The sequence below is a fragment of the Streptomyces sp. NPDC101118 genome (assembly GCF_044759445.1).
GTDB lineage: Bacteria > Actinomycetota > Actinomycetes > Streptomycetales > Streptomycetaceae > Streptomyces.
Genome location: NZ_JBIVZG010000017.1, coordinates 158066 through 181208, shown reverse-complemented (window position 1 = coordinate 181208; position 23143 = coordinate 158066). Strand labels below are relative to the sequence as shown.

Annotated in this window: 23 protein-coding genes; 14 read left to right on the top strand and 9 right to left on the bottom strand. The window is 74.7% G+C overall.

Features of this window, described 5'->3' with window-relative positions; translation table 11 throughout:
- Positions 1–626: 626 nt before the first annotated feature.
- Positions 627–1583 carry a D-2-hydroxyacid dehydrogenase family protein gene (locus tag ACIQUQ_RS25675; protein ID WP_403980097.1) on the bottom strand — a complete coding sequence of 319 codons (957 nt, stop codon included), beginning with the start codon at positions 1581–1583 and terminating at the stop codon, positions 627–629.
- Positions 1584–1723: 140 nt separating this feature from the next.
- Between ACIQUQ_RS25675 and ACIQUQ_RS25670 the strand changes: the two genes are divergently transcribed.
- The 4 genes from ACIQUQ_RS25670 (at position 1724) to ACIQUQ_RS25655 (ending at position 6208) form a co-directional block, all read left to right on the top strand.
- The gene (locus ACIQUQ_RS25670) at positions 1724–2329 is read left to right on the top strand and encodes a histidine phosphatase family protein (protein ID WP_403980071.1); all 606 of its coding nucleotides are present in this window, start codon (positions 1724–1726) and stop codon (positions 2327–2329) included.
- A 148-nt stretch (positions 2330–2477) separates the two neighbouring features.
- Positions 2478–3743, top strand: a complete 1266-nt coding sequence (locus ACIQUQ_RS25665) for an MFS transporter (RefSeq protein ID WP_403980068.1) — start codon at positions 2478–2480, stop codon at positions 3741–3743.
- Between the two features lie 38 nt (positions 3744–3781).
- A complete protein-coding gene (locus ACIQUQ_RS25660; RefSeq protein ID WP_403980065.1) occupies positions 3782–5014 on the top strand; it encodes an ATP-grasp domain-containing protein in 1233 nt (410 codons plus the stop codon).
- 102 nt (positions 5015–5116) lie between these two features.
- Entirely contained in the window at positions 5117–6208 is a 1092-nt protein-coding gene (locus ACIQUQ_RS25655) for a threonine aldolase family protein (protein WP_403980062.1), read from the top strand.
- A 113-nt stretch (positions 6209–6321) separates the two neighbouring features.
- Here the strand turns inward: ACIQUQ_RS25655 and ACIQUQ_RS25650 are convergent, their stop codons facing one another.
- A complete protein-coding gene (locus ACIQUQ_RS25650) occupies positions 6322–7173 on the bottom strand; it encodes a GNAT family N-acetyltransferase (RefSeq protein ID WP_403980060.1) in 852 nt (283 codons plus the stop codon).
- Between the two features lie 65 nt (positions 7174–7238).
- On the opposite strand from ACIQUQ_RS25650, the gene ACIQUQ_RS25645 reads away from it, so the two are divergent.
- The gene (locus tag ACIQUQ_RS25645) at positions 7239–7871 is read left to right on the top strand and encodes a DUF6629 family protein (RefSeq protein WP_403980057.1); all 633 of its coding nucleotides are present in this window, start codon (positions 7239–7241) and stop codon (positions 7869–7871) included.
- Here ACIQUQ_RS25645 and ACIQUQ_RS25640 read toward each other — a convergent pair.
- Together ACIQUQ_RS25640 and ACIQUQ_RS25635 are read right to left on the bottom strand one after the other, a co-directional pair.
- Entirely contained in the window at positions 7868–8797 is a 930-nt protein-coding gene (locus ACIQUQ_RS25640) for a hypothetical protein (RefSeq protein WP_403980056.1), read from the bottom strand. The two genes, ACIQUQ_RS25645 and ACIQUQ_RS25640, sit on opposite strands and share 4 nt — an antisense overlap.
- Positions 8794–9339 carry a SigE family RNA polymerase sigma factor gene (locus ACIQUQ_RS25635; RefSeq protein ID WP_403980054.1) on the bottom strand — a complete coding sequence of 182 codons (546 nt, stop codon included), beginning with the start codon at positions 9337–9339 and terminating at the stop codon, positions 8794–8796. Before ACIQUQ_RS25635 ends, ACIQUQ_RS25640 begins: the two co-directional genes overlap by 4 nt.
- Positions 9340–9493: 154 nt before the next feature.
- Here ACIQUQ_RS25635 and ACIQUQ_RS25630 point away from each other — a divergent pair, with 154 nt between their 5' ends.
- Positions 9494–9886, top strand: coding sequence for a molybdopterin-binding protein (locus ACIQUQ_RS25630; RefSeq protein ID WP_403980051.1), 393 nt, complete (start codon positions 9494–9496; stop codon positions 9884–9886).
- Between the two features lie 110 nt (positions 9887–9996).
- Here ACIQUQ_RS25630 and ACIQUQ_RS25625 read toward each other — a convergent pair whose 3' ends face one another.
- Positions 9997–10416, bottom strand: a complete 420-nt coding sequence (locus tag ACIQUQ_RS25625; protein ID WP_403980048.1) for a molybdopterin-binding protein — start codon at positions 10414–10416, stop codon at positions 9997–9999.
- A gap of 329 nt (positions 10417–10745) precedes the next feature.
- Here ACIQUQ_RS25625 and ACIQUQ_RS25620 point away from each other — a divergent pair, with 329 nt between their 5' ends.
- From ACIQUQ_RS25620 to ACIQUQ_RS25610, 3 genes are all read left to right on the top strand, one after another.
- Positions 10746–11240: a universal stress protein gene (locus ACIQUQ_RS25620; protein ID WP_403980045.1), complete on the top strand. Its 495-nt coding sequence runs from the start codon at positions 10746–10748 to the stop codon at positions 11238–11240.
- Positions 11241–11406: 166 nt separating this feature from the next.
- A complete protein-coding gene (locus tag ACIQUQ_RS25615; protein WP_403980042.1) occupies positions 11407–11985 on the top strand; it encodes a DUF4352 domain-containing protein in 579 nt (192 codons plus the stop codon).
- Positions 11986–12044: 59 nt separating this feature from the next.
- Positions 12045–12656 (top strand): CBS domain-containing protein, encoded by a 612-nt coding sequence (locus tag ACIQUQ_RS25610; RefSeq protein ID WP_403980039.1) that lies wholly within the window; start codon positions 12045–12047, stop codon positions 12654–12656.
- A 36-nt stretch (positions 12657–12692) separates the two neighbouring features.
- Here ACIQUQ_RS25610 and ACIQUQ_RS25605 read toward each other — a convergent pair whose 3' ends face one another.
- Together ACIQUQ_RS25605 and ACIQUQ_RS25600 are read right to left on the bottom strand one after the other, a co-directional pair.
- Complete coding sequence (locus tag ACIQUQ_RS25605; protein ID WP_403980037.1) at positions 12693–13826, bottom strand: alpha/beta hydrolase; 1134 nt, start codon at positions 13824–13826, stop codon at positions 12693–12695.
- A 111-nt stretch (positions 13827–13937) separates the two neighbouring features.
- Positions 13938–15482 carry an ATP-dependent DNA ligase gene (locus ACIQUQ_RS25600; protein ID WP_403980035.1) on the bottom strand — a complete coding sequence of 515 codons (1545 nt, stop codon included), beginning with the start codon at positions 15480–15482 and terminating at the stop codon, positions 13938–13940.
- Between the two features lie 150 nt (positions 15483–15632).
- Between ACIQUQ_RS25600 and ACIQUQ_RS25595 the strand changes: the two genes are divergently transcribed.
- Positions 15633–16262, top strand: a complete 630-nt coding sequence (locus ACIQUQ_RS25595) for an alpha-ketoglutarate-dependent dioxygenase AlkB (RefSeq protein ID WP_403980033.1) — start codon at positions 15633–15635, stop codon at positions 16260–16262.
- 87 nt (positions 16263–16349) lie between these two features.
- Here ACIQUQ_RS25595 and ACIQUQ_RS25590 read toward each other — a convergent pair whose 3' ends face one another.
- Complete coding sequence (locus ACIQUQ_RS25590; RefSeq protein ID WP_403980030.1) at positions 16350–17090, bottom strand: alpha/beta fold hydrolase; 741 nt, start codon at positions 17088–17090, stop codon at positions 16350–16352.
- Positions 17091–17109: 19 nt separating this feature from the next.
- Here ACIQUQ_RS25590 and ACIQUQ_RS25585 point away from each other — a divergent pair, with 19 nt between their 5' ends.
- The 4 genes from ACIQUQ_RS25585 to ACIQUQ_RS25570 all read left to right on the top strand — a co-directional run bounded on the left by ACIQUQ_RS25585 (position 17110) and on the right by ACIQUQ_RS25570 (position 22438).
- Entirely contained in the window at positions 17110–18903 is a 1794-nt protein-coding gene (locus ACIQUQ_RS25585; RefSeq protein ID WP_403980028.1) for a protein kinase, read from the top strand.
- A 139-nt stretch (positions 18904–19042) separates the two neighbouring features.
- Positions 19043–19501, top strand: a complete 459-nt coding sequence (locus tag ACIQUQ_RS25580) for a hypothetical protein (protein ID WP_403980026.1) — start codon at positions 19043–19045, stop codon at positions 19499–19501.
- 153 nt (positions 19502–19654) lie between these two features.
- The gene (locus ACIQUQ_RS25575; RefSeq protein WP_403980023.1) at positions 19655–21256 is read left to right on the top strand and encodes a von Willebrand factor type A domain-containing protein; all 1602 of its coding nucleotides are present in this window, start codon (positions 19655–19657) and stop codon (positions 21254–21256) included.
- A gap of 453 nt (positions 21257–21709) precedes the next feature.
- Positions 21710–22438: a GNAT family N-acetyltransferase gene (locus ACIQUQ_RS25570; RefSeq protein ID WP_399951196.1), complete on the top strand. Its 729-nt coding sequence runs from the start codon at positions 21710–21712 to the stop codon at positions 22436–22438.
- Between the two features lie 132 nt (positions 22439–22570).
- Here the strand turns inward: ACIQUQ_RS25570 and ACIQUQ_RS25565 are convergent, their stop codons facing one another.
- Positions 22571–23110, bottom strand: a complete 540-nt coding sequence (locus ACIQUQ_RS25565) for a GNAT family N-acetyltransferase (protein ID WP_403980021.1) — start codon at positions 23108–23110, stop codon at positions 22571–22573.
- Positions 23111–23143 lie beyond the last annotated feature (33 nt).

The window sequence follows — 23143 nt, the reverse complement described above, 5'->3', positions numbered from 1 at the left end:
CGGGTCACCCTTGACCGCCCACCCCGGTCCGGAAGGCAAAATCCCTCGGCGGACAACCCCCGAAAAACGCCCCGGAGGAACACAAGCCACCCACCGCACTCAGAGCCCTTGCCCGGCGTCGGGGAAGGAGGCATCCCTCCAGACGGCAGCACGACCTCCGGCCACCAACGCTCCGCCCACCCCGCCGCCCCACGGGGCGGACGCGACAGCGTCCGTAGGCCCACCAGCCGTCCCAGCGGCCTCCGGGCCGTCTCTGCCCCTTCATAAGCCGCCACAGATCGCTACGCGCTTCGGCCGTCTCGGCGGCCGCCAGGCCGTCCGGGGCTGGACAAGAGCCGCCCACGATCGCCGCGCCCTACGCCCGTCACGCGACCCACGGCCCGCTGGGCCGGACACAAGCCGCCCACTCGCGCCAGGTGGCCGTGCGCGACCACGGCGACATCGCCGTCGGTGAGCAGCGGGCGGATGCGGTCCGGTACGGCGTCGGTGCATGCGGCCACCTGCGTGGGCGCCTCGCCGGGGTGGTCGGCGTCACCGGGGACGACACCGTCGCGCCACAGGTCCCAGCCCGGGTGCGCCTCGCGGATCTGCTCGGCTGCGTGCTTCGGCCGTGCGGGGCGGGACCGTCAGCCCAGTACGCGCATCGGGGCTCCGGCCAGGTAGGCCTCGATGTTCTCGACCGCCTCCCGGAAGTAGCCCTCGTAGTTGCGGCGGGTGACGTAGCCCAGGTGGGGCAGGCCCAGGAAGTTGGGGGCGGTGCGCAGTGGGTCGTCGGCCGGGAGGGGTTCGGTTTCGTAGACGTCCGCGCCCGCGCCCGCGATCCAGCCGTCGCGCAGGGCGCGGAGCAGGGCCTGCTGGTCGACGATGGCTGCCCTGGAGGTGTTGACCAGGTACGCGGTGGGGCGCATCCGGCGCAGTTCCGGCTCGCCGATCAGGCCCCGTGTGCGGTCGCCGAGGACGAGGTGGACGGAGACGAAGTCGCTGGTCTCCAGCAGTTCTTCCTTGGAGGCCGCGGCCTTCACGCCGAGTCCGGCGGCCACGGCCGGGTCCAGGTTGCTGCTCCAGGCGGTCACGTCCATGCCGAAGGCGAGGCCGACGCGGGCCATCTGGCGGCCGGTCTTGCCGAGGCCCAGCAGGCCGAGGCGGCTGCCGTGCAGGTCGGCGCCGAGGGACTGCTGCCAGGGGCCGTTCGCGCGCAGGGCGTTGTGTTCGGGGATGATCTGCCGGGCCAGGCCCAGGATGAGGGCCCAGGCCAGCTCGGCCGGGGGTTCGGAGTTGCTGGCCGTGCCGCAGACCGTGACGCCGTGGCGCGTGGCGGCGGCCACGTCGACGGACGCGTTGCGCATGCCCGAGGTGATGAGCAGCCGGAGCTGCGGGAGGCGGGCGAAGAGGGTGGCGGGGAACGGGGTGCGTTCGCGCATGGCGATGAGGATGTCGCAGTCGCCTACCGCCTCGGCTACGGCGTCGGGGTCCAGTTTCTCGTGCAGGAAGCGGGTTTCGACCCGGCCGGCGATCCGGGTCCAGTCGGCCAGGCCCTCGGCGACCCCCTGGTAGTCGTCGAGTACCGCGCAGCGCAGCTTCACCGTCTCCCCCATGATCGTCGGGTCCCGGCCGAGCGTAGACCATTCCCGGCGCGTCCCGGCGGGTGCCGGGCTCCGGCTGACGCACCGTAGGGGGATCCGGGAGGTGCCCGGATCGGCGTACGCGAGGAGGCGGAGCGGGAATGGGCGATGTGCTGCTGGTCCGGCACGGCGAGACGGCGTGGAGCGCCTCGGGGCGGCACACCGGGCTGACCGACGTGCCGCTGACGGCCGGGGGCGTCGAGGAGGCGATCACGCTCGCCCCGTACTTCACCGGGCTCTCCCCCGCTCTGGTGCTCACCAGTACGCTCACCCGCGCCCGCAGCACGGCGCGGCTGGCGGGCCTGCCCCCGGGGGAGACCGATCCCGACCTGCACGAGTGGGACTACGGGGCGTACGAAGGCGTCACCACGGCGGAGATCCACCGCACCCGGCCGGACTGGTCGCTCTGGCGGGACGGGGTGCCGCCGGGCGACGCGGAGCACCCGGGTGAGAGTCCGGAGGAGGTCGGGGCGCGGGCCGACCGGGTGCTGGCCCGGGTGGCGGCGTCGCTCGACGGCGCCGACGGGGATGCCGTGCTGGTCGCCCACGGTCATTTCCTGCGCGTCCTGACGGCCCGGTACCTGGGGCTGCCGCCCGCGGAGGGGAGGCTGTTCCTGCTGCGGACGGGGACGGTCAGCAGGCTGTCGACCGAGCACGGGGAGCCGGTGATCGCGGGGTGGAACACCCGTCCGTTGCCGGCTGGTTGATTACATGTGGAGTGAGGGATTGCCGGGTGGTTCTTTCGTTTCCCCTCGGATTCCCAGGGAGTATGTCAGGTCTGACTGGTTTTGATTGCCTTCGCTGGGTGCGTGTGTTTGTGTAACGCACATCGATCCACGCAAGGAATCCCTCTCGATGTCTACGCAAATGCCAGGGCTGTGGCCCACGTTGGCATCACGGGCGCTCGGCAGCAGCGCCTACTACGTGATCTCGCCCTTCCTGGCCATCTGGCTCCACACCACGCTCGGCATGCCGGTCCCGGTGGCCGCCACCGCCGTCGGCGTGCACCTGCTCAGCATGCGCGCCGGCGCGGTGGCCATGCAGTTCGTCGTCGTCCGGTTCCGCCTGCGGCTGGTCCTGGTGGCGGGGTACGTCCTCGCCGCGGCCGTCCTGGTGGTGCCGGTGGCCCTGGGCCTCCGGAGCGCCGCGGCCTGGCTGGCGGTCCTCGCGGTCAACGGCACGGCGGTGTCCTGCGCCAACGTGGGCACCAAGGCGCTGATCGCCAACGGCTGTGACGAGCACACCCGGTTGCGCGCGTTCGGGCGGCTCAACGCCGCCGTCAACGGCGGCGCGGCCCTCGGCCCGGTGGCCGGCGGCTGGCTGATGGCCGCGACCGGGCGGGCCTTCCCGCTGGTCCCGGTCGCCGGCTTCCTGGTGGCCGCGGCCCTCGCCTGGGGTGCCCCCGGCGACGTACGGGCGGCCGCAACCGGAGGCGGGCGGCCGCGGTTCGGTCTGCCGAACCGGGACGTGCTGCTGTGGGCCTGCGTGATGGCCACGCTGTGGGTGGCGTACGCCCAGTTCGCCAACGTCCTGCCGGTGTACGTCGCCGCCCACGTCTCCACCGGGGTCATCAGCCTGCTGTTCCTGGTCAACGCGGTGCTCATCGTGCTGTTCCAGGCGCTGGTGGCGCGCTGGACCGACGGCATCGCGCGGCGGCGCGGCGACCGGGCGGTCATCGCGCTGGGGCTGGTGCTGCTGGCGCTGTCCCTGGTGCTGTTCGTGCCGGGGCAGGGGGCGGCCTGGCCCGTGGTGTTCGTCGGCGTGGCCGTGTTCACCTTCTCGGAGCTGGTGTGGTCCCCCGCCGCGGACAGCATCCTGTCGAAGAAGGCTGCGGGCGACTCGTTCACCGCGTTCGGGTTCGCCGGCCTGATCTGGGGCGTAGCCGAGTCCCTCGGCGGGTCCGTGGGCACCGCGATGGCCGGCGACACCGGCTCGGACACCGGCTGGTACCCGTTCGCCGGCGCTGCCGCCCTGTGCCTGCTGACGGCCGCGCTGGTGGTCGTCGCACCGCGGCTGCGTGCCCGCTCGCGGGAGGCCGCGCTGTCGGACGGCGCCCCGGCTCCTGCTCCGGTCGCGGCCCACGCCCACGCCCCCGCCCCCACCCCCGCGAAGACCTCGTAAACCCCACCCCTCACGTACCAGAAACGGACGACCGCACCATGGCCGACCACCTCGTCATCGTCGAAGCACTCACCAGCGGCACGGGCCTGCGGCTCGTCGAGGCCGCCACCCGCAAGGCCGACCGGGTCACCTTCGTCACCCGCGACACCGGGCGCTACGTGAACGACCCGTTGCGCGCCCTGCTGGAGACCGGCGCCGTCGACGTGCGCGTCCGCGAGACCCGCTCCACCGAGGAACTCACCGAACTCTTCGCCGAGTTGCTCGACGTCGCGCCGTTCACGCTCATCGCGCCGAACGAGCAGTTCCTGCTGCCCGCCGCCACCGCGGCCGAGAAGCTGGGCATCCCCTTCCTCCCCACCGAGGCCGTCCGCCTCACCCAGGACAAGCACGCCTTCCGCGTGGCCTGCGCAGAGCGGGACATCCCCGCACCGCGCAGCACGGCCGCCGCCGACCTGGCCACCGCGCTCGCGGCGGCGGAGGCGACCGGCTACCCGGTGGTCCTCAAGCCCTCCATCGGCACCGGCAGTTACGGCGTGGTGTCCGCCGCCGGCGCCGACGAGGTGCGGGCCCACTTCCCGGCCGTGCTGGCCGAGTCCGAGGCGCAGGGCGGCGTGCCGCTGGTCGAGGAGTTCCTCGTCGGCCCGGTGGTCAGCGCCGAGGTGCTGTACGCGGGCGGCGTCCCGCACGTCCTGGGCATCAGCGACCGGATCATGAGCGAGCTGCCGTACTTCATGGAACTGGCCATCCGCTTCCCGGTGGACCTGGCCCCCGAGGCGCACGCCGCGATCGAGCGGATCTGCGCCGACCTCGCCGGACTGCTGTCGTACGGCCAGGGTCCCGCGCACATCGAGTTCGCCCTCACGGCCGACGGGCCGAAGATCGTGGAGTTCAACCCCCGGTTCGCCGGCCGCAACGTCTCCACCATGGTCTCCGCCGCGCTCGACTGGAACGTCTTCGACGGGATCGTCGCCTCCTACCTGGGCGAGCCGGTCGCCGTGCCGGCGCCCGTGCGCGCCGCCTCCGAGCAGGCGCTGTACGCCCGGGGCGGCGGCCGCTTCGAAGGCGTCGCCGGACGAGAACTCGCCGAGCGGGTGCCGGGGCTGGAGTCCATCCGCATCACGGCGCGGCCCGGCGACGAGCTGGCCGACGCCAAGGACCAGCGCAGCGAGTACGGCACCCTCTGGTGCACCGGCGCCACGGCAGACGAGGCCGGCATCCGCGCCGCCTCGGCCGCCACGTACCTCCGGCCGGTCTTCGCCGACCGCGACTGACCCACGCATCTACGGCTGCCTCGGGCCGCACGCTCCGCCACAAGCGGACCGGTTCCCCTACAACGTCACACGTCACACCCTGACCAGAGAGACAGAGAACCCGTGAGCACTCCTGCCGCCATCACCACGGTCAAGCGCCCCGCCGTCGACCTCTACAGCGACACCATCACGCTCCCGACGTCCGAGATGCGCGCCTTCATGGCCCAGGCCCCGATCGGGGACGAGCAGAAGGGCGAGGACCCCAGCGTCAACGAACTGACCGCCATGGCGGCCGAGCTGCTGGGCAAGGAGGCCGCCGTCTACCTGCCCTCCGGCACCATGTGCAACGAGATCGCCCTGGCCCTGCACTCGCGCCCCGGCGACGAGGTGCTCGCCGACGCGACCGCGCACATCATCAACTACGAGGTCGGCGGCCCTGCCGCGATCAGCGGCATCAACGTCCGCGCCCTCCAGGGCGAGCGCGGCGTCTTCACCCCCGAGCAGTTCCGCGCCGCGATCCGCACGCCCAGCCGGTACGCGCCGCGCACCTCCGGCGTGGTCATCGAGCAGACCTCCAACGCGGGCGGCGGTACCGTCTGGCCGCTGGAGACCATTGCCGAGATCACCGGCATCGCCCGCGAACACGGCCTGTGGACGCACATGGACGGCGCCCGGCTGCTCAACGCCTCGGTGGCCTCCGGCATCGAACCGGTCACCTACGCCGCGCACTTCGACTCCGTCTTCATCGACCTCAGCAAGGGCCTCGGCGCGCCGGTCGGCGGACTCCTCGCCGGCTCCCACGCGTTCATCGAGGAGGCCTGGCGGCTCAAGCAGCGCTGGGGCGGCGCCATGCGGCAGGCCGGTGTGGTCGCCTCGGCCGGCGTCTACGCGCTCCGCCACCACGTCGAGCGGCTGGCCGAGGACCACGCGAACGCCCGGCGCCTCGCCGCCGAGCTGGCCGGCATCCCCGGCCTGGTGATCCACCCGGAGCACGTGGAGACCAACATCGTGCTCTTCGACGTCGCCGCAACGGGCCTGACCGCCGCCGAGTTCGGCCGGCACACGTTGGACGAGTACGGGGTCCGGGTCAGCGTCTTCGGCCCGACGACCGTACGCGTGGTCACGCACCTGGACTTCACCGCCGACCAGATCCCCCTCGCGGTACGCGCCATAGCCGGCGCCGCCGCCTCCGGCACCCTCCCGGCAGCCGCGTAGCCCCGGCCCCCGAAACCGCCGGGTGCCACCCCGCCCGCGAGCCGCGCTGCGCACCACGGGCGGGACGGTCGCCGGAAACCGAGCCGCCGAGCCCCTCCTGTCCTGCGCCGGGCTCAGCCCAGTTCGAGGCTCGTGACTCCGTACAGGTTCGGGAAGGCCAGGGGCGGGGTGTCGCCGGTGTACATGCGGGCCGTCTCGAAGACGGGGGTCAGGCCGGCTCCTGCCATGAGGGCGAGGGCCGCCGGGTTGACGTCCGGGGCGTCGACCGAGACCGGGCGGCCGGCCGCCGCGGAGGCCAGGCGGTGCAGCAGGGCGGCGGCGATCCGCTGGTCGGCCGCGTACAGCGGGCCGATCCGGTCCGCCGTCACTCCCGGCCGGATCGCACCGAAGCCCTCGACGGCCCCGTCGCGCAGGGCGACGTACGCCGTGCGGCCCGGGAGTCCGGTCCAGGCCGCGAGGAAGGCGTCGCGCGGCTCGGGGAAGAACCGCCGGTCGTAGTCGGCCAGCCGCTCGAAGGGCAGCTCCCGGGCGTCGACCAGCCTGACCCCCGCCGGCAGCGACGGGTCCCCGGGCAGCGGGACGCCCTCGTACCTGAGATTGGTCCAGGCCGGACGGAAGCCGGACTTGCGGTAGTTGTCCTGCTGCTCGACCACACCGTCCAGGCCGACCAGCCGCCCGTCGAGGGCCGCCATGCCCGCCCGCCACAGCTGGATCCCGTACCCCTGGCCGCGCACGGACGGGTGGGCGATGTAGAAGCCGATGAACCCGAACGCCGCGCCGTACCGGACCGCGGAGATGCACGCCACGGGGGTGCCCTGGTGGCGCCCGATCAGGAACCCTCTGGGATCGGCCACGGCGAAGGCGAACCGGTCGCCCTCCCCCGGGTTCCACCCCTCGCTCTCGGCCCAGTCACGCATCAGCAGCAGGTCCGCGGCGCTCGCGCTCGCGATCTCAAGGTCGGCCACGACGCGTTTCTACCAGACCGTCCGGTTGCGGCAGCGGAGTTCGGCCACGGGGCACACTCCCCCGTATGTGCTGGAGCGCGACGGCGGATCTCGTGGCAGGAACGGCCGTGTCGGCGGTCGGAGTGGCCTGCCTGGCGTCCGTGCGGCGGCCCCGCGACCTGATGGTCGCCGTGCTGCCCGCACTGCTCGGCGCCCACCAGATCGTCGAGTCCGCCGTCTGGCGGGCTGGGGGCGGCCCCGGTACCGCAACCACCGCCTGGGCGGTGATCGCACTCCCGGTCGCCGCCCTCTGGGTCCCGCTGGGCGTGCTCCTCGCCGCCGGTCCTGCGGCTCCCCGCCGGCTCCTGGCCCCGCTCGCGGCCGGCGTGGCCGCCGCCGGGGTGCTCGCCTACGGACTCGCCCGCAGCGAGCCGGTGGCCGAGGTACGCGGCCACACCGTCGGCTACCTGCTGGACCTGCCGGGCGCCGGCGCCCTGATCGTCCTCTACCTGTGCGCCACCCTCGGCGCCCTCCTCCTCTCCGGTGACCGGCTGCTGCGCCTGCTGGGCGTGCTGCTCTCCGCCGGCGCGGTGCTGTGCGCGGCCCTGTGGCGGCTGGAATTCGCCTCCACCTGGTGCGCCTTCGCCGCCATCGCCTCCGTACTGGTGCTGGCCTGGGTTCGGAGACGCCCCGCCCCCGGCCGGCCCGTGCCCGGCTAGAGGGCCCGGTCGTACGTACGGTCCTCGTCCGAGTCGTAGACCCGCTGGCCTGCCGCGTCATAGCCCACCACGTGCGGAGCCCTGCCGGGCTGTTCCGTCAGCACGCCGGTCGCCGCGTACCAGCCGTGGTCCAGGGCCGCTTGGGCGGGCGACCCGTCGCCGTAGGCGACGGTCACCCTGGCTATCGACGGGTCGACCGTGCCGATGGCGCCCCACCGGAAGGGCAGCCGGTAGCCGGGGCTGGTGATGACGGCCTGGCGGTAGAGCTTCTGGCCGTTGATGTCCGGGACCACCTTGCCCTCGCCCGGCACCGGTTCGCCCCCGACGGAGGCGTTGATCCCGACCGCCTTGCCGTCCTTGACCGTGCAGATCAGCCGGGTGACCGGGGCCTTGTCCTTCACCGCGACGACGTGGATCCCGTCACCCGGGGCGTTGTCGTCTCCGGTGGAACGGACTGCGAGCAGCAGGCGGTAGTCCTCCGCCCGGCCGTAATCCCGCTCGGCCACCGTGCCCCGCTGCGCGTCCTTCGCGCCGTTCGCTCCGTTCACGGCCAGGCAGTCCGTCAGCCCCTGCGTCGCCTGCTCCAGCGTGATCCCGTCGGCCAGCTGACCCGGCGTCGCGGGTGCGGCGGGTCCGCCCGGCTCCGGCGAGGCCGTGCCCGAGGTCGGCTTCACGGCGGTGGGCGCCGGGGCGGCGACCCCGCCCGTGCCGTGCCCACCGAAGTCGGCCAGCGCGAACGCCCCCGCCGGCACCACCGTCAGCGCGATCACCGCGGCCCCGACCGCCAGCGCCCTGCGGCGCCGCTCGGCCCGGCCCTGCCGGACGATCGCCGCGTACGGCGCCGGTGCGGGCCGCACCTCGCCGGCGTCCTCGGCCAGCAGGCCGCGCAGCGCCTCCTCGAAGTGACTTTCGTACCGCTCGCTCATCCCCGTACCCCCTGATCCGCCGTCACCGGCCAGCGCCGGTCCATGATCCGTGCCAGGCCCGGACAGGCCCGCAGTTTCGCCAGGCCCTTGGACGCCTGGCTCTTGACCGTGCCCGCCGAACAGCCGAGCACCTCCGCGACCTCCGCCTCGGCGAGGTCCTCCCAGTACCGCAGCACCACCACGGCCCGCTGCCGGGCCGGCAGTATCGCGAGCGCGGCCATCAGGGCGGTGCGCTCCTCCACCCACTCCCCGGCCGCGTCCCCCTGCACGGCGGTGTCCGGCGGGGCGCCGGTCAGCCGCTCCGGCACCCGCCGCTTGCGGAACCGGTCGCTGTTGCAGGTGACCAGCATCCGCCGCACGTACGCCTCCGGGCGCTCGCTGCGCGACACCCGCCGCCACGACCGGTACGCCTTGGCCAGCGCCGTCTGCGTGAGGTCCTCCGCGTCGTGCGGATCACCCGTCAGCAGGTACGCCGTGCGCACCAGTCGGGTCCAGTGCGCCCTCACGAACGCCTGGAACTCCTCTTCCTCCTCGGCATGCATCCCGCATCCCCCTTCCACCCCACTGACCACCGTCTCCCCGAAATCGGTTGCCCGCCGGTTTCCGCGCCCCGCGACCGTCTCGGACCGGGGGGTTCACCGGGGAGTGACGCGGGGCGGATCGGGCCGGGCTCGGGTGGCCCCCTAGGGTGGGGGCATGGAGTCTTACACGATCGGGCAGGCGGCCCGGCTGCTGGGCGTCAGCGTGGACACGGCGCGGCGGTGGGCCGACGCGGGGCGCTTCCCCACCCGGCGCGAGGGTGGCAAGCGTTTCGTGGACGGGAAGGACCTGGCGGCGTTCTGTGTGGAGGTCGCGCAGGACGGGGATTCCGACGAGGAGTCCGCGTACACGTCGGCGCGCAACGCGTTCCCGGGGATCGTGACGGCCGTCAAGCTCGGCGACGTGGCCGCGCAGGTGGAGATCCAGGCCGGGCCGCACCGGCTGGTGTCGCTGCTGACGCGGGAGGCCGTGGAGGAGCTGGGCATCGAGGTCGGCAAGCGGGCCACGGCCCGGGTGAAGTCGACGAGCGTCTTCATCGACCGGCTGTAGCGGGAGCGCGGTTTCTCGGCCGGGCCCGCGCGGGGCAACGGTTGTGAAGAGGCCGGCGGACACGGACGGGGCGGGCCCCGGCTCCCGAGGGAGCCGGGGCCCGCGGTGCGTCAGGCGGCCGAGAGGGAGATCTCGGTCGACTTGATGAGGGCGACGACGGAGGAGCCGGCCGCGAGGCCCAGCGCCTCGGCGGCGTCCTTGGTGATGGCGGCGGTCAGGTCGCCGCCCGCGACGGTGAGCTTCACGCTGGCCATGGCGGCGCCGGTGGAGACCTCGGTGACGGTGCCGGGCAGCTGGTTGCGGATGCTGATGCCGGGGACCTCGGCGGTGGCGAGGGCCACCTCGGTGGCCTTGACCAGCGCGATGACGGAGGTGCCCGCCGCGAGGCCGAGGTCCTTCACGGCGTCGGCGGTGATGGCGGCGGTGATGTCCTGACCGCCGGCCAGCCGGACGGCGACGGTCGCCATGGCCTCGCCGGAGGTGACGGAGCCTACGGTGCCGGCGAGCTGGTTGCGGATGCTCAGGCTCATGATGGAACTGCCTCACTGGTGGTGATGAGCGGACCCGTGCGGAGGACCGGTACGTCCGACCCTACGCGGCGCGAACGGGGCCTTCCGGACACGGGGCGCGCCGCCGCCAGCCGGATGGCCGCGTGCGGACACCCGTATGCCGGGCGTGCGCTGACGGGCGGTCACCACCGGGTACGCGAAGGTCCCGGGGTGGACGTCAGGAGGGCGTCAGGGTTCGCCCCGGGCACGTCAGGGGGGCGTCAGGAATGCGTCATGGCCGGTTCCCGCCGGGTCGGGGCGGGCGTTCGATGGGAGGGCCGGGTACGTCGCCCGGCGGGGAAGGGGACGCGATGCGGGTGGTGGTCGGTGTCAGCGGCACTCCGGCTGGTGCGGCGGCGCTGCACCGGGCCGCGGCGGAGGCCCGGCAGCGGGATGCGGACCTGTGGACGGTACTGGCCTGGCAGCTGCCCGGGCGGGACCGGACGCAGCGGGACACCTGGCGGGAGGCGGCCGTGGCCCGGCTGCGGGAGATCCTGGACGAGGCCTTCGGCCCGGCCGGGCCCGGCGTGACGCTCGCGGGCCTGACGGCCGTGGGAACGCCCGGCGCGGTGCTGGTGGACGTGGCGCGGGCGCCGGACGACGTCCTGGTGGTCGGCGCGGGGCAGCGGGGACCGCTGCGGCGCGTGCTGCGGCCGTCGGTGGCGCGGTACTGCGTGGCGCGCGCCGCCTGCCCGGTGCTGGTGGTGCCGCCCTCGCCGCTGCTGGCCGAGCTGGGTGCCGTACACCGGCGGAACGTGTGGGGACTGCCGCTGGACGCGCGGGGGCTGGACGGCGTGACGTCCTGAGCCGGGTCTCCGGTCACCCGGTGACGTCACCTGTGACGTTGTGCGGTCACCTGTGACATTGCGCCGCCACGGCACTGCGCCGACCGGGTGGCGGCGGGCGCGGCCCGGGAGCATCGTGGAGGTAGCTCCGGCACGCGCCCTCGGGGACCAGCCACCGGGAGGAGCCATGCGCCGTCTACCGGCCTCGCTCTTGGCAGCGCTCGCGCTCGTCGCGGGCGGACTGGGCGCGCAGGCGTCCGCCGCCCCCGCCGAGCCCGTCCCGCTGGGGACGACCGTCACGCTGACCGGCCAGCGGTCCGAGAAGGTCGACGTGACCGTCCTGAAGGTGGTCGACCCGGCCACCTCCTCCGACGAGTTCTTCACGCCCGACGAGGGCAACCGCTACGTCTCGGTCCAGTTCCGGCTCAAGAACACCGGCACGGTCCCGTACCGCGACAGCCCGGTGAACGGCGCGACGCTGGTCGACGCCCAGGGGCAGCAGTTCGACGCGGACGTCGTGGCGAAGACCACGGCCGGGCCGCGGCTGCCCGTCGCGCTGACCATCACGCCCGGCAACACCGCGCTGGGCTACCTGACGTTCCAGCTGCCCGACGGCTCCAAGCCGGTGACCGTGCAGTTCGCCCTGAACAGCGGCTACGCCGAGGACGTCGGCGAGTGGAAGGTGACCGCGACGGGCACGGCCGCCGGCCCGGGCCGCGCGGTGGGCGGCGGGTGCCTGGCGACGACCCTCGGGGTTCGGTACTGAGCCGGTCCTGATAGACAAGGGTGGACAAACCACACCTTCCGTAGAGGACTGGACGCACCATGAGGCACCGCAGGGTGGCCGATCTGATGACTCCCGCCGCCGTGAGCGTGCAGCGGGGCACCACGTTCAAGGAGATCGCGCGGCTGCTGGACGAGTACGGGATCACGGCCGTTCCCGTGGTGGACGACGGGAAGCCGGTCGGCGTCGTCTCCGAGGCGGACCTGCTGCGCCGTCACACCCCGGACGGCGAGCGCAGCAACGGTACGGGGGCCAGCACGGCCGAGGGCCTGATGACCAGTCCCGCGGTGGTGGCGCGGCCGGAGTGGAGCGCGGTGGAGGCGGCCCGCGTGATGGAGGAGCGCGGCATCAAGCGGCTCCCCGTGGTGGACGGCAGCGGCTTCCTGATCGGCGTCATCAGCCGCAGCGACCTGCTGCGGGTGTTCCTGCGGCGGGACCGGTCGATCCAGCAGGAGATCCTCGAGGACGTGCTGACGCGCACCCTGAACCTCTCCCCCTCCGCGCTCACCGTCGAGGTCGTCGACGGGCGGGTGACGCTGAGCGGGACGGTGGAGCGCAAGAGCCTGGTCCCCATCACGGTCCGGCTCTGCGAGAGCGTCGACGGCGTGATCGACGTGATCGACCGGCTGGGGTTCGAGCACGACGACACGTGAGGTCCACGCCTGTCCGGCGCCCGCCGGCAGCGCCTGCTACCGGACGGTCGGCGCGTACGGGACCGTGGGCGAGAGCGCGGAGTTCGACTTCGCCGTCGGCCGGCCGGGGCCGGCGGGCGGGGTGAGCCGGTCGCTGAGCCAGGGCAGTGCGGACGGGTACATGCGGGTCCAGGTCTGGAAGTTGTGCCCGCCCTCGGGGACGACCAGCGTCTTCAGCCGCACCGGGGTGCCGGCCGCGGCCCGGGCGAACTCCTCGACGGCGCCCACCGGACTGTCGCGGTCCTGGCGCGAGGTGGCCAGGAACAGGGACACGTCGGCCTTGGTGCCCTTCACCAGCGCGAGGGGGCTGGTGCGGGCGCGCAGCGCGGCGTCCGGGATGACGTCCGGGTCCCCGGAGAGCGGATCGGGGTCCAGGGCGACGCCGGCGGCGAAGGTCCCCGGGTACTGGAGCGGCAGCCGGGCGGCGCAGTAGCCCCCGGTGGAGATGCCCATGAGGCCCCAGCCCCCGGGTGCGGGCAGGGTGCGGAAGTGGTCGGCGACGAGTTCGGGGACGTCTTCGGAGAGCCAGGTGGCGTTCTTGCGCAGCGGGGTGTCGACGCAGTCGGTGTCGATGCCGCCGGGGTCGATGGTGGGCATGACGAGGAGGGCGGGGCCGGCGGTGCCGTCGTCGACGAACCGCCGGTAGGCCTCGGGCATGCCGCCGTGTTCGAGCCAGGACTCGGGGGCGCCGGGGATGCCGTGGAGCAGCATGACCACCGGGTAGCGGGTCGTGCGCTGCGCGGGGTCGTCGTACCCGGGTGGCGTCCACACGAGGACCTCGCCGGAGAGTCGGGAGTGGGTGCCGCGGAAGTACGTGCCGAAGGTGCCGGAGGCGCCGGGGGTGAACCGGGCACGGCGGGCGGGGGGACCGGGCATGGAGGCGTCGACGGTGTCGGAGGCGTCGGTGCCGAGCAGGTCGTTCCAGGAGGCGTAGAGGCCGTAGCTGTTGTTCACCCAGGTCCCGACGGTGGCGACCGCGGTGAGCTGGCAGAGGGCGATCATCGCCAGCCGGGCGGTCCATCGGAGCCAGCCAGGGCCGGGCAGGCGGGCCCAGAGGAGGAGCGTGGCCAGCATCGCGAGCGCGGTGAGCACCGCGAGGAGCACGAGGAACGAGGTGCTGGTGAGTCCCATGGGTCACGTGTACCAAAGGTGCGCCGGGTTCTCCGGTTTTGTCCGGTGCCGCCGCGCGCCGGGGTACGGGTCCGCCGCAGGGGTTCAGGCCTCCGCCGCCCGGGCAGGGGTTCAGGCCTCGGCCGCCGGCCCTCCGGTGGCCAGGACGGTGTCGACGGTGTCGGCCTCGGCGGCGGTCTTGTCCGGCCGGTGGCGGACGACGCGGGCGAACCGGAGGGTGACGCCGGCGGGGTAGCGGGTGGAGCGCTGGAGGCCGTCGAACGCCACCTCGACGACCAGTTCGGGCCGGACGCGGACGGTGAAGCCGCTGTCCTCGACGGCCAGTTCGCGCAGCCGGTCGGTCTGCCAGCGGAGCATCTCGTCGGTGAGCCCCTTGAAGGTCTTGCCGAGCATGACGAAGCCGCCGTCGGCGGCCCGGGCGCCGAGGTGGAGGTTGGACAGCAGGCCGGTGCGCCGGCCGTGGCCCCATTCGGCGGCGAGGACGACCAGGTCGAGGGTGTGGACGGGTTTCACCTTCAGCCAGGAGCGGCCGCGGCGGCCGGCGGTGTAGGCGGAGTCCAGCGCCTTGACGACGACGCCCTCGTGGCCGCGCCGCAGCGTCTCGGCCCAGAACTCCTCGGCGGCGGGCGCCTGTTCGGCGGGGTCCTCGACGACGAGGCGCCGGATGCGGGAGGGCTCGGGCACGAGGGCGTCGAGGTGGGCCTGGCGTTCGCGTACGGGCAGGTCGAGGAGTTCCCGGCCGTCGGCGGCGAGTACGTCGAAGAAGACCGGGGACAGCGGGAGCGCCTGCCGTGCCGCGGCCACGTCGACGCGTGACCCGACCCGGCTCGCCACCTCCTGGAAGGCGACGGGGCGGCCGCCGGGGCCGAGGGCGATGACCTCGCCGTCGAGGATGAACCGGTCGCCGGGCAGGCCGGCGGCCAGGGCGGCGACCTCGGGGAGGCGGCCGGTGATCTCGTCGAGGGAGCGGGTGTAGACCCGTACGTCGGCGCCGTCGCGGTGGACCTGGACGCGGATGCCGTCGAGCTTCTCCTCCACGCTGCACGGCCCGAGCGCCGTCAGGGCCTCGGCCACGGACTTGGCGGTGTGGGCGAGCATGGGCTGGACGGGGACCCCGACCCGCAGCGTGAAGGCGGCCAGCGCGTCCGCGCCCCCGGCCAGCACGGCGCGCGCCACGCGGGGCAGCGAGCCGTCCAGCATGACGGCCCGCCGCAGCGCGTCGGCCGGGACGCCGGCGGCGACGGCGACGCCCTCCAGGGCGAGGGCGTCGAGCGCTCCCTGGCGGACCTCGCCGCCCAGCAGCCGGAGCAGGAAGGGCTGCTCGTCGGCGGTGGCGGCGCCCAGCAGTTCCGCGACGACGCGGCGGCGCCCGGCCTGCGCGCCGGCGCCGGACACTGCGGCCAGGGCGGTCACGGCGGCGTCGACGTCCCGGACGGTGAGGGTGGGTTCCGGGGCGGGCGGGACGGGGTGGCGGAGGGTGGACCAGCCGACGCCCGGCCGGCCCTGGGGGAGGCGTCCGGCGAGGTAGGCGATGACGAGCGGGGCGTCGTCCGCGTCCGTGGCGGCGAACAGCCCGGCCAGCAGTTCCTTCTTCCGCGAGCGCGCCGAGGTCGCGGCGACCTCCCGCGACACCCGCGCCACGTCGGCCAGCAGCATGCGGCTCATCCTGCCGCGTGGGGGCGGGGGGCGCATCACGACGGCGCCGCGGGTCGGCGGCGGCGCCCCGCGGCGCGGCCGTCCGAGGCGATCCGCAAACCTCACCCCCGATTCGTACATGCATTCGAGCAGCGGGGGTACGCTGGAAACATGCACGCGCACCTCCAGGGCTCGCTCTTCGACCAGACCGACGAGATCCGCCTCGGCCCGCTGACCGGCCTGCGGCGCACCGAGCTGGGCTCGGGGGCCTGGCTCGACCACCTGCCCGGCTGGGTCGGCGGGGCGGACGCACTGTTCGAGCACCTGGCGGCGGAGGTCCCGTGGCGGGCGGAGCGGCGGCAGATGTACGAGCGCGAGGTGGCCGTGCCGCGGCTGCTCGCGTTCTACGACGAAGACGCCCCGCTCCCCCACCCGTCGCTGACCGAGGCCCGCGAGGCGCTGTCGGCGCACTACGCCGACGAGCTCGGCGAGCCGTTCACCACGGCCGGGCTCTGCCTCTACCGCGACGGCCGGGACAGCGTGGCCTGGCACGGCGACCGCACCGGGCGGTCCTCGCGCGAGGACACCATGGTCGCGATCGTCTCCGTCGGCGACCCGCGCGACCTGGCCCTGCGGCCGCGGGGCGGCGGGCCCACGGCGATACGCCTCCCCCTGGGCCACGGCGACCTGGTGGTGATGGGCGGCTCCTGCCAGCGCACGTGGGAGCACGCGGTCCCCAAGTCGACGCGGGCGGTGGGCCCCCGGGTCAGCGTGCAGTTCCGCACCCGCGGGGTGCGGTGACGCCGCGCGGGGCGGCGCTCCACGGGACGCGGTGACGCGCACGGCGTGCGTACGGCGTCCCGCACGCCGCCCTGCCCGGCCGGCCGGCTACGGCCGCCCGCCGCCCCGCACCCGCCGCTCGAGGAAGTCCCGCACCAGCCGGACGAACTCCTCGGGTTCCGCGGCGTGGATCAGGTGCCCGGCCGGTACGTCGGCCAGTTCGGCGTCGGGCAGGACGCGGGCCATCTCGCGGATCCCGTCCTGCGGCACATGGCTGGCCGGGCCGCCGGCGAGCAGCAGGGCGGGGGCTCCGATGCGCCCCAGCCGGCCCGCCCAGGCGGGGTCGGGGGTGTCGATCTGGGCCCGTACGGCGAGCACCATGTCCCAGTCGAAGTCCAGCTCGCCCTCGGGGCGCACGGGCGCCACGGGCTTCCGGGGCCGCGGCACCGGCACGTCCTCCAGGACCAGTGCGCGGACGCGTTCCGGATGGTCCTGGGCGAACAGGTAGCCCACCACGCCGCCCAGGGAGTGCCCGACCAGGACGACCTCGCGGAGCCCGAGGGCGTCGAGGAAGGCGAGCAGGTCGTCCCGCATCAGCTCCAGCGAGTAGGCGCCCGGCCGGTCGCTGCGGCCGTGGCCGCGCAGATCGGGCGCGTACACCCGCCAGGGTCCGGCGGCGGCCGCGCCGCTCCCCGCACCGTCCCCGGCCAGCGCCGGCGCGACCGCTCCCCAGTCGTCGGCGCACTCCCCGGTGGCGTGCAGCAGGACCATCGCGGGGGCTTCCGGCGGGCCCCAGACCGCGTACGAGAGCCGGATCCCCCCGACGCCCGTCATCCGGCGTTCTCTCATGCTCCTACTATGACCTGCCATGGACACGAGTGAGGCCGGCAGACGGCTGATCGACGGCCGCTTCGAACTGCTGGCACGGCTGGGCAGCGGCGGCATGGGCACGGTGTGGCGGGCCCGGGACATCTCCCTCGACCGTGAGGTCGCGCTGAAGGAGGTCCGGCCGCCCGACCCCGCGGTGGCGGAGGCCAACCCGGCGCTGGCGCGCACCCTGCGCGAGCGGGCGGTGCGCGAGGCCAGGGCGCTGGCCCGGCTCGCCGACCCCCATGTGGTCACCATCCACCAGATCATCGAGCCGGCCGACGGCTCGCACCCGTGGATCGTGATGGAGCTCGTGCAGGGCGGTTCCCTCGCGGACCGGCTGGACCGGGGCTCCCTGCCGGTGGCGGACGCCGTGCGGATCGGCCTGGACGTGCTGGCCGCCCTGCGCGCCGCGCACGCGGCCGGCGTGCACCACCGCGACGTGAAGCCCGCGAACGTACTGCTGCGTCCCAACGGCGGCGCGGTCCTGACCGACTTCGGCATCGCCGCGCTGCGCGGCTCCACCAGCCTGACCGCCACCGGGGACCTGATCGGGTCCCCCGAGTACATCGCGCCCGAGCGGATCCGGGGCGAGGAGGGCCACCCGGCCTCCGACCTGTGGTCGCTGGGCATGATGCTGTACGTGTCGACCGAGGGCATGCACCCGCTGCGCCGGGCGACCACCATGGCCACCATGGTCGCGGTGCTGGAGGACCCGGTTCCGCCGCCGGTCCGGTCCGGCCCGCTGGGGCCCGTGGTGGCCGCGCTGCTGGTGCGCGACCCGGCCGCGCGGCCCGACGCCGAGCGTCTGGAGGAGCTGCTGCGGGCGGCCGGGGAGACCGGCGCGCCGACGGCGCCGGGCGGCCTCGGCGGCTTCGCCAAGCAGGACGCGCCCCCCGCGCCGCAGACGCCCGTGACCCCGGTGGCGCAGCCCGGGGTCACTCCGGGGGCGTACGGGGCCTCCCCGTACGGGCAGGGCCAGTTCGGGCAGCCGGCGTACGGGCAGGGCCCGTACGGGGGCAGCCCGTACGGGGCGCCGACCCCGTACCCGCCCGTGTCCGCCCCCGGCGGTTACGGCGGCGCGACCACCGCGCCGTCCCCGGTGCCCGCGCCGCGGCCCGCGGGCAACAAGCGGTCGGTGGTGCTGGCGATCGCGATCTGCGGGGCGCTGATCGCGGCGACCGTGGCGCTCACCCAGCTGCTGCCGGACGGCAAGGAGTCGAACGCCGGGGACAGCGGGGGCCAGACGACGGGCGGGTCGACGGTGCGCCCGACGGTCCCGGCCACCACGGGCACCGACGACAAGGACGCGACGGACGGCGGGACCGGCTCGGGCGGCGTGGTGACCAAGGGCACCCTGCTGACCCCGGCGAACGTGCGGGCCGCCGTGGCCTCGTTCAAGGAGGCCGCGGGCACGGACAAGGTCGTCGAGATCACCATCTACGAGCAGTACGCGATGGCGGACATCACGCCCAAGGGCCGCAAGGGCGTGTACGACGACTACCGCTACGACATCGGCGGTTCGGCCCGCCGTACCGGTCCCGGCAGCACGCTGGACGCGGACGACGAGCCGATCGACCTGGCGACCGTCAACTGGGACGCCCTGCCGGGGCTGATCAAGCGGGCGGACTCGGAACTCGGCGTCGAGAAGCCCACGATGCGCTACGTGATCGTGGACCGGGGGCTGATCGACAAGGAGGCCACGATGCGGGTGTACGTCTCCGACGAGTACGGCGGCGGCTACCTGCAGGCGGACCTGAAGGGCAAGGTGCAGCGGCTGCTGCCGCGCTCCTGACGTCAGCAGCGCATGGCCCGGGAGCACGCCCGGCGGAGCACCCCGGGCGGAGCACGCCCGGCCGCGGCTCCCGGACGCCGCTCCCGGCCGACGGAAAACCGGTTGGCCGCGGCGGCCGTGCGGCCTACCGTCGCGCGTGATGGAGATGTCCTTCCGGAAGCTGCCGGAGAACCAGCACGAGATCCTGGTCCGCGACCGCAGGGGGCCGGATGTCCGGCTGCCCGCCCAGCCGACCGGTCCGGCCATGCCGCACGACCTGGTGCACGCCGTCGTCGAGTCCGTCCTCGGCCTCGACGACGGCTTCTGGGGCGCGGTGGCGCGCGGCGCCACCTTCCAGGGCTTCGAGCCCGTCGAGCCGTCGCGGCACCGCCGCTCGGGGCTGAAGGTGCTGCGGCGCGGCGGTGACGCGGTGCTGGCCGCGGAGCTGTCGGTGAACTGGGCGTACCGGGTGTGGTCGGGGCTGCCGGCCACGGGCCGCGGCGTGGGCCGCCCGCCGCTCGGCGCGGCCGAGCTGGCCCGTACGGGTGCGGCCCTGGACGAGGCGGCCGCCCGGTGGGCGGCCGTCCCGGAGGGCGGGAGCCTCGTCTGGCGCTGGTGACCCGGCCCGGCGGTGGCGGGCGGCGGCCGTGTCCTGACCTTTACATTCCGCCTCGCGTTGTCCTTTCGAGATCGATTCGCAACCCTGCCGCGTGCTCCGCCTCGCCTTCGCCGACGTCACATTCACAAGTGCCGTAGACCGAGGAGGGGCCAAGTGGAGCTCTGCGCAAGGAAGTACGGGCGGGTGCTGGCGGTGACGCTGGCGGGCGGGCTGCTGGTGACGGGCTGCGGGGGCGGTTCCTCCGTGGACGGCCCGGACAATTCGTACCAGCGGCCGCCGCGCTATGCCGCGCCCGAGAGCGGCGGCGTGACGGGCGGGGGCGTCACGGGCGGCGGTGCACAGAAGGGCGGCGCGGCCCAGGGAGCGGCGCAGGGCACGACGGAGGGCGCCCGCGAGGGCGAGGACGACGGCCTGCGGCCGTCCGCGCCGCCCGCCGACTACCTGTCGACCTTCGGCCTCGACGTGGACACGGCCGGGTACGGCTACGCCCGCCGGGCCCTGGGCCAGGGGCGGCTGCCGGAGGCGGCGACCGTGCGCCCAGAGGAGTTCGTCAACAGCTTCCGGCAGGACTACCCGAGACCGCAGGGCGACGGCTTCTCGGTGACCGTGGACGGGGCCGCCACCGCGGAGCCCGGCTGGTCGCTGGTACGGGTGGGGCTGGCCACCCGGGACGGGGCGCCGGCGTCCGAACGGCCGCCCGCCGCGCTGACGTTCGTCGTGGACGTGTCGGGTTCGATGGCCGAGCCCGGGCGGCTGGACCTGGTCCGCTCCTCGCTGGCGCTGATGCTGGACCGGCTGCGTGACGACGACTCCGTCGCCCTCGTCACCTTCAGCTCCGAGGCGACCACGCTGCTGCCGATGACCCGGCTGGCCGGCGCGCGGGAGCGGATCCGCACCGCCGTGGACGCGCTGCGGACCGCGGACTCGACGAACGTGGAGGCCGGGGTGGCCCGGGGGTACGACGTGGCGGTGGCCGGCCGGCGGGCGGGGGCGACGAACCGGGTGGTGCTGCTGTCCGACGCGCTCGCCAACACCGGGGCGACCACGGCCGACGCGATCCTGGAGCGCATCGAGGGCGCGCGGCGCGCGTACGGGATCACCCTGTCCGGGGTGGGCGTGGGCAGCGAGTACGGGGACGAGCTGATGGAGCGGCTCGCGGACCGGGGCGACGGGCACACCACGTACGTCTCCGACACCGAGGAGGCCCGCACCGTGTTCTGCGAGCAGCTGCCGGCGCAGGTGGAGCTGCGGGCCCGGGACGCGAAGGCCCAGGTGGCGTTCGACCCGGCGACCGTGGAGCGGTTCCGGCTGGTCGGGTACGAGAACCGGAAGGTGGCCGACGGTGACTTCCGGAACGACCGGGTGGACGGCGGCGAGGTGGGTGCCGGGCACACCGTGACGGCGCTGTACGCGGTACGGCTGCGGGCCGGTGCCTCCGGGCACGTGGCGACGGCGACGGTGCGCTGGCTGGACCCGCGGACGCGGGCCCCGCACGAGGAGTCGGGCCGCGTGGAGGCGTCGTCGCTGGCCGCGCCCCTGTGGTCGGGGTCGAACCCGCGGCTGCAGGTCTCTGCGGTGGCGGCGTACCTGGCGGACGCCCTGCGCGCCCGCTCGGGCGGCTGGGAGCCGCTGCCGGGCGCGGTGGCGCCGGCGGCCCTCACGGGCCATGCGGAGCGGCTGGCGCGCGGCACCGAGGACGAGGACGTGCGCCGCCTCGCGGCGGCGGTCCGCCAGGCCTCGTCGCTCCTCGGCTGAGCGGCCGCCCGCGCGGCCAGCACGGGGTCCCCCGGGGCCGCGGGAGGGGTCGCGCGGGGGCCGCGGGAGGGGTCGCGCGGGGGTGCTGCCGGAGCCTTTGACCGAGCCTTGACCCGGGCGTCCGCGACGCGCCGCCCGGGCCTGGTCCGGAGGTGTCCCGCCCCAGGTCAGGGGCCTGTCGGGGGGCGGGGCGAGAACGTGGTCAGCCACATGCTCCCACCACCTTCTCCAAAGACCGGCTAGGCCTTATGGTGAGCCCGTCGCCGATCCGCGAATTCCAATCGCGGCGCCGCGTCACCCCGGCAGGTAGAGCCCCGCGTTCACCTGACCGCCCCTCTCGCTTTACCCTTCCTTTCCCACCCCAGCCATGCCTCGGTCGCATGCTGTACCACCGCCTTCGCACCATGACCACGGTGCGGGGCACACTCCGACATCCGAAGGACCGAAGGGCCCGTGCCTGTACCCGTAGCCCTCACCGGCCGCATCGCGCGGCTGGAGCCCCTCGCACCCCACCACGCCCTCGCTCTCGCCGAGGCCGGTGCCGAGGACCGTACGTCGTACGCCTTCACTCCCGTGCCCCACGGCCTGGAGGCGGCCGAGCGGTATATCGACCATGCCCTCTCCGAACAGGCGGCGGGCCGGATGCTGCCGTTCGCGGTGATCAGTGCCGCGGACGGCCGGGTGGTCGGTTCCACACGCTTCCTGGAGCTGGACTACTGGAAGGGCCCCATGGTGTGGCCCTCCGTGCCGGGCGTGCCGTACGGCGATCCGGCGACGGCGGTGCCCGATGCGGCGGAGATCGGCAACACCTGGCTGGCGCCCCGCGCCCAGGGGACGGGGATCAACGCCGAGATGAAGCTGCTGATGCTGCGGCACGCCTTCGAGACCTGGGGCGTGCGCCGCATCTCGCTGCGCGCGGACGCCCGGAACACCCGTTCGCGGGCCGCGATCGAGCGTCTCGGGGCCACCTGCGAGGGCGTCCGCCGGGCGCATTCGCGGGGGCTGGACGGCGCGGTGCGCAGTACGGCCTTCTACTCGATCCTGGACGAGGAGTGGCCCGCGGTCCGGGCCATCATCGAGCTGCGGCTGGCCGCGGCGGCCTCCCCGGCCGCGCTGAACCGGGCGATCGACCGCGAGTGCCTGGGGCAGGACGGCGGCGGGGGCCGGCTGATCCTGGCCTGAGCCGCCCCGTACGGCTCCACGCGAGCGGCCCGGCCCCGGGATCTCTTCCCGGGGCCGGGCCGCTCGCGTACGGGGCACTCGCGTCCGGCTGCTCGCGTACGGGCCGCCGTCTCCGTACGGGCGCTGTGCGGCCTATGCCGCGGGCGGGGTCCACTCGTCGGCGAGGAGGCCCAGCACGAGTTCGTCGAGGAACTCGCCGTGCACCCAGGCCGCGCTGCGCCGCACGCCCTCGCGGGTGAAGCCGTTCCGCTCGGCCGCGGCGATCATCGCGGCGTTGTCGGCCAGCGTCTCCAGTTGGAGGCGGTGGAGGCCGCGGACGGTGAAGCCGTAGTGGCAGAGCAGCCGGACGACCTCGCCGCCCAGGCCCCGGCCGCGGAACGCGGGGCGCAGGGCGAGGCCGAGGTGGGCGCCGCGGTTGTGGAGGTCGACGTCCCAGAGGACGGCCTCGCCGGCCAGCTCGCCGGTGGACAGTTCGACCACCGAGAAGCAGGCGTCCCGGTCGCCCGGGGGCCGTACGGCGTATGGCGATTCGTCGTGCGCGGGGGGCCAGGGCACCCAGGGCCTGGTGTCGGCGCGTGCGTGGCCGGGGACGTCGTCGTACAGCTCGGCGTGGAGCAGGGGCACGTCCTCGGGGTGCCGGGCGCGCAGCCCGGTCTTCTCTCCTCGTATCACCCGGCAGTTCTAGGCCGCCCGGCATGGGCCGGA

What these genes read in the sequence shown, in the direction of transcription:
- ACIQUQ_RS25670 (WP_403980071.1), top strand. Translation starts at nt 1,724, where the DNA reads ATGGGCGATGTGCTGCTGGTCCGGCACGGCGAGACGGCGTGGAGCGCC.
- ACIQUQ_RS25665 (WP_403980068.1), top strand. Translation starts at nt 2,478, where the DNA reads ATGTCTACGCAAATGCCAGGGCTGTGGCCCACGTTGGCATCACGGGCG.
- ACIQUQ_RS25660 (WP_403980065.1), top strand. Translation starts at nt 3,782, where the DNA reads ATGGCCGACCACCTCGTCATCGTCGAAGCACTCACCAGCGGCACGGGC.
- ACIQUQ_RS25645 (WP_403980057.1), top strand. Translation starts at nt 7,239, where the DNA reads ATGTGCTGGAGCGCGACGGCGGATCTCGTGGCAGGAACGGCCGTGTCG.
- ACIQUQ_RS25640 (WP_403980056.1), bottom strand. Translation starts at nt 8,797, where the DNA reads ATGAGCGAGCGGTACGAAAGTCACTTCGAGGAGGCGCTGCGCGGCCTG.
- ACIQUQ_RS25635 (WP_403980054.1), bottom strand. Translation starts at nt 9,339, where the DNA reads ATGCATGCCGAGGAGGAAGAGGAGTTCCAGGCGTTCGTGAGGGCGCAC.
- ACIQUQ_RS25630 (WP_403980051.1), top strand. Translation starts at nt 9,494, where the DNA reads ATGGAGTCTTACACGATCGGGCAGGCGGCCCGGCTGCTGGGCGTCAGC.
- ACIQUQ_RS25625 (WP_403980048.1), bottom strand. Translation starts at nt 10,416, where the DNA reads ATGAGCCTGAGCATCCGCAACCAGCTCGCCGGCACCGTAGGCTCCGTC.
- ACIQUQ_RS25620 (WP_403980045.1), top strand. Translation starts at nt 10,746, where the DNA reads ATGCGGGTGGTGGTCGGTGTCAGCGGCACTCCGGCTGGTGCGGCGGCG.
- ACIQUQ_RS25615 (WP_403980042.1), top strand. Translation starts at nt 11,407, where the DNA reads ATGCGCCGTCTACCGGCCTCGCTCTTGGCAGCGCTCGCGCTCGTCGCG.
- ACIQUQ_RS25610 (WP_403980039.1), top strand. Translation starts at nt 12,045, where the DNA reads ATGAGGCACCGCAGGGTGGCCGATCTGATGACTCCCGCCGCCGTGAGC.
- ACIQUQ_RS25605 (WP_403980037.1), bottom strand. Translation starts at nt 13,826, where the DNA reads ATGGGACTCACCAGCACCTCGTTCCTCGTGCTCCTCGCGGTGCTCACC.
- ACIQUQ_RS25600 (WP_403980035.1), bottom strand. Translation starts at nt 15,482, where the DNA reads ATGCTGCTGGCCGACGTGGCGCGGGTGTCGCGGGAGGTCGCCGCGACC.
- ACIQUQ_RS25595 (WP_403980033.1), top strand. Translation starts at nt 15,633, where the DNA reads ATGCACGCGCACCTCCAGGGCTCGCTCTTCGACCAGACCGACGAGATC.
- ACIQUQ_RS25590 (WP_403980030.1), bottom strand. Translation starts at nt 17,090, where the DNA reads ATGAGAGAACGCCGGATGACGGGCGTCGGGGGGATCCGGCTCTCGTAC.
- ACIQUQ_RS25585 (WP_403980028.1), top strand. Translation starts at nt 17,110, where the DNA reads ATGGACACGAGTGAGGCCGGCAGACGGCTGATCGACGGCCGCTTCGAA.
- ACIQUQ_RS25580 (WP_403980026.1), top strand. Translation starts at nt 19,043, where the DNA reads ATGGAGATGTCCTTCCGGAAGCTGCCGGAGAACCAGCACGAGATCCTG.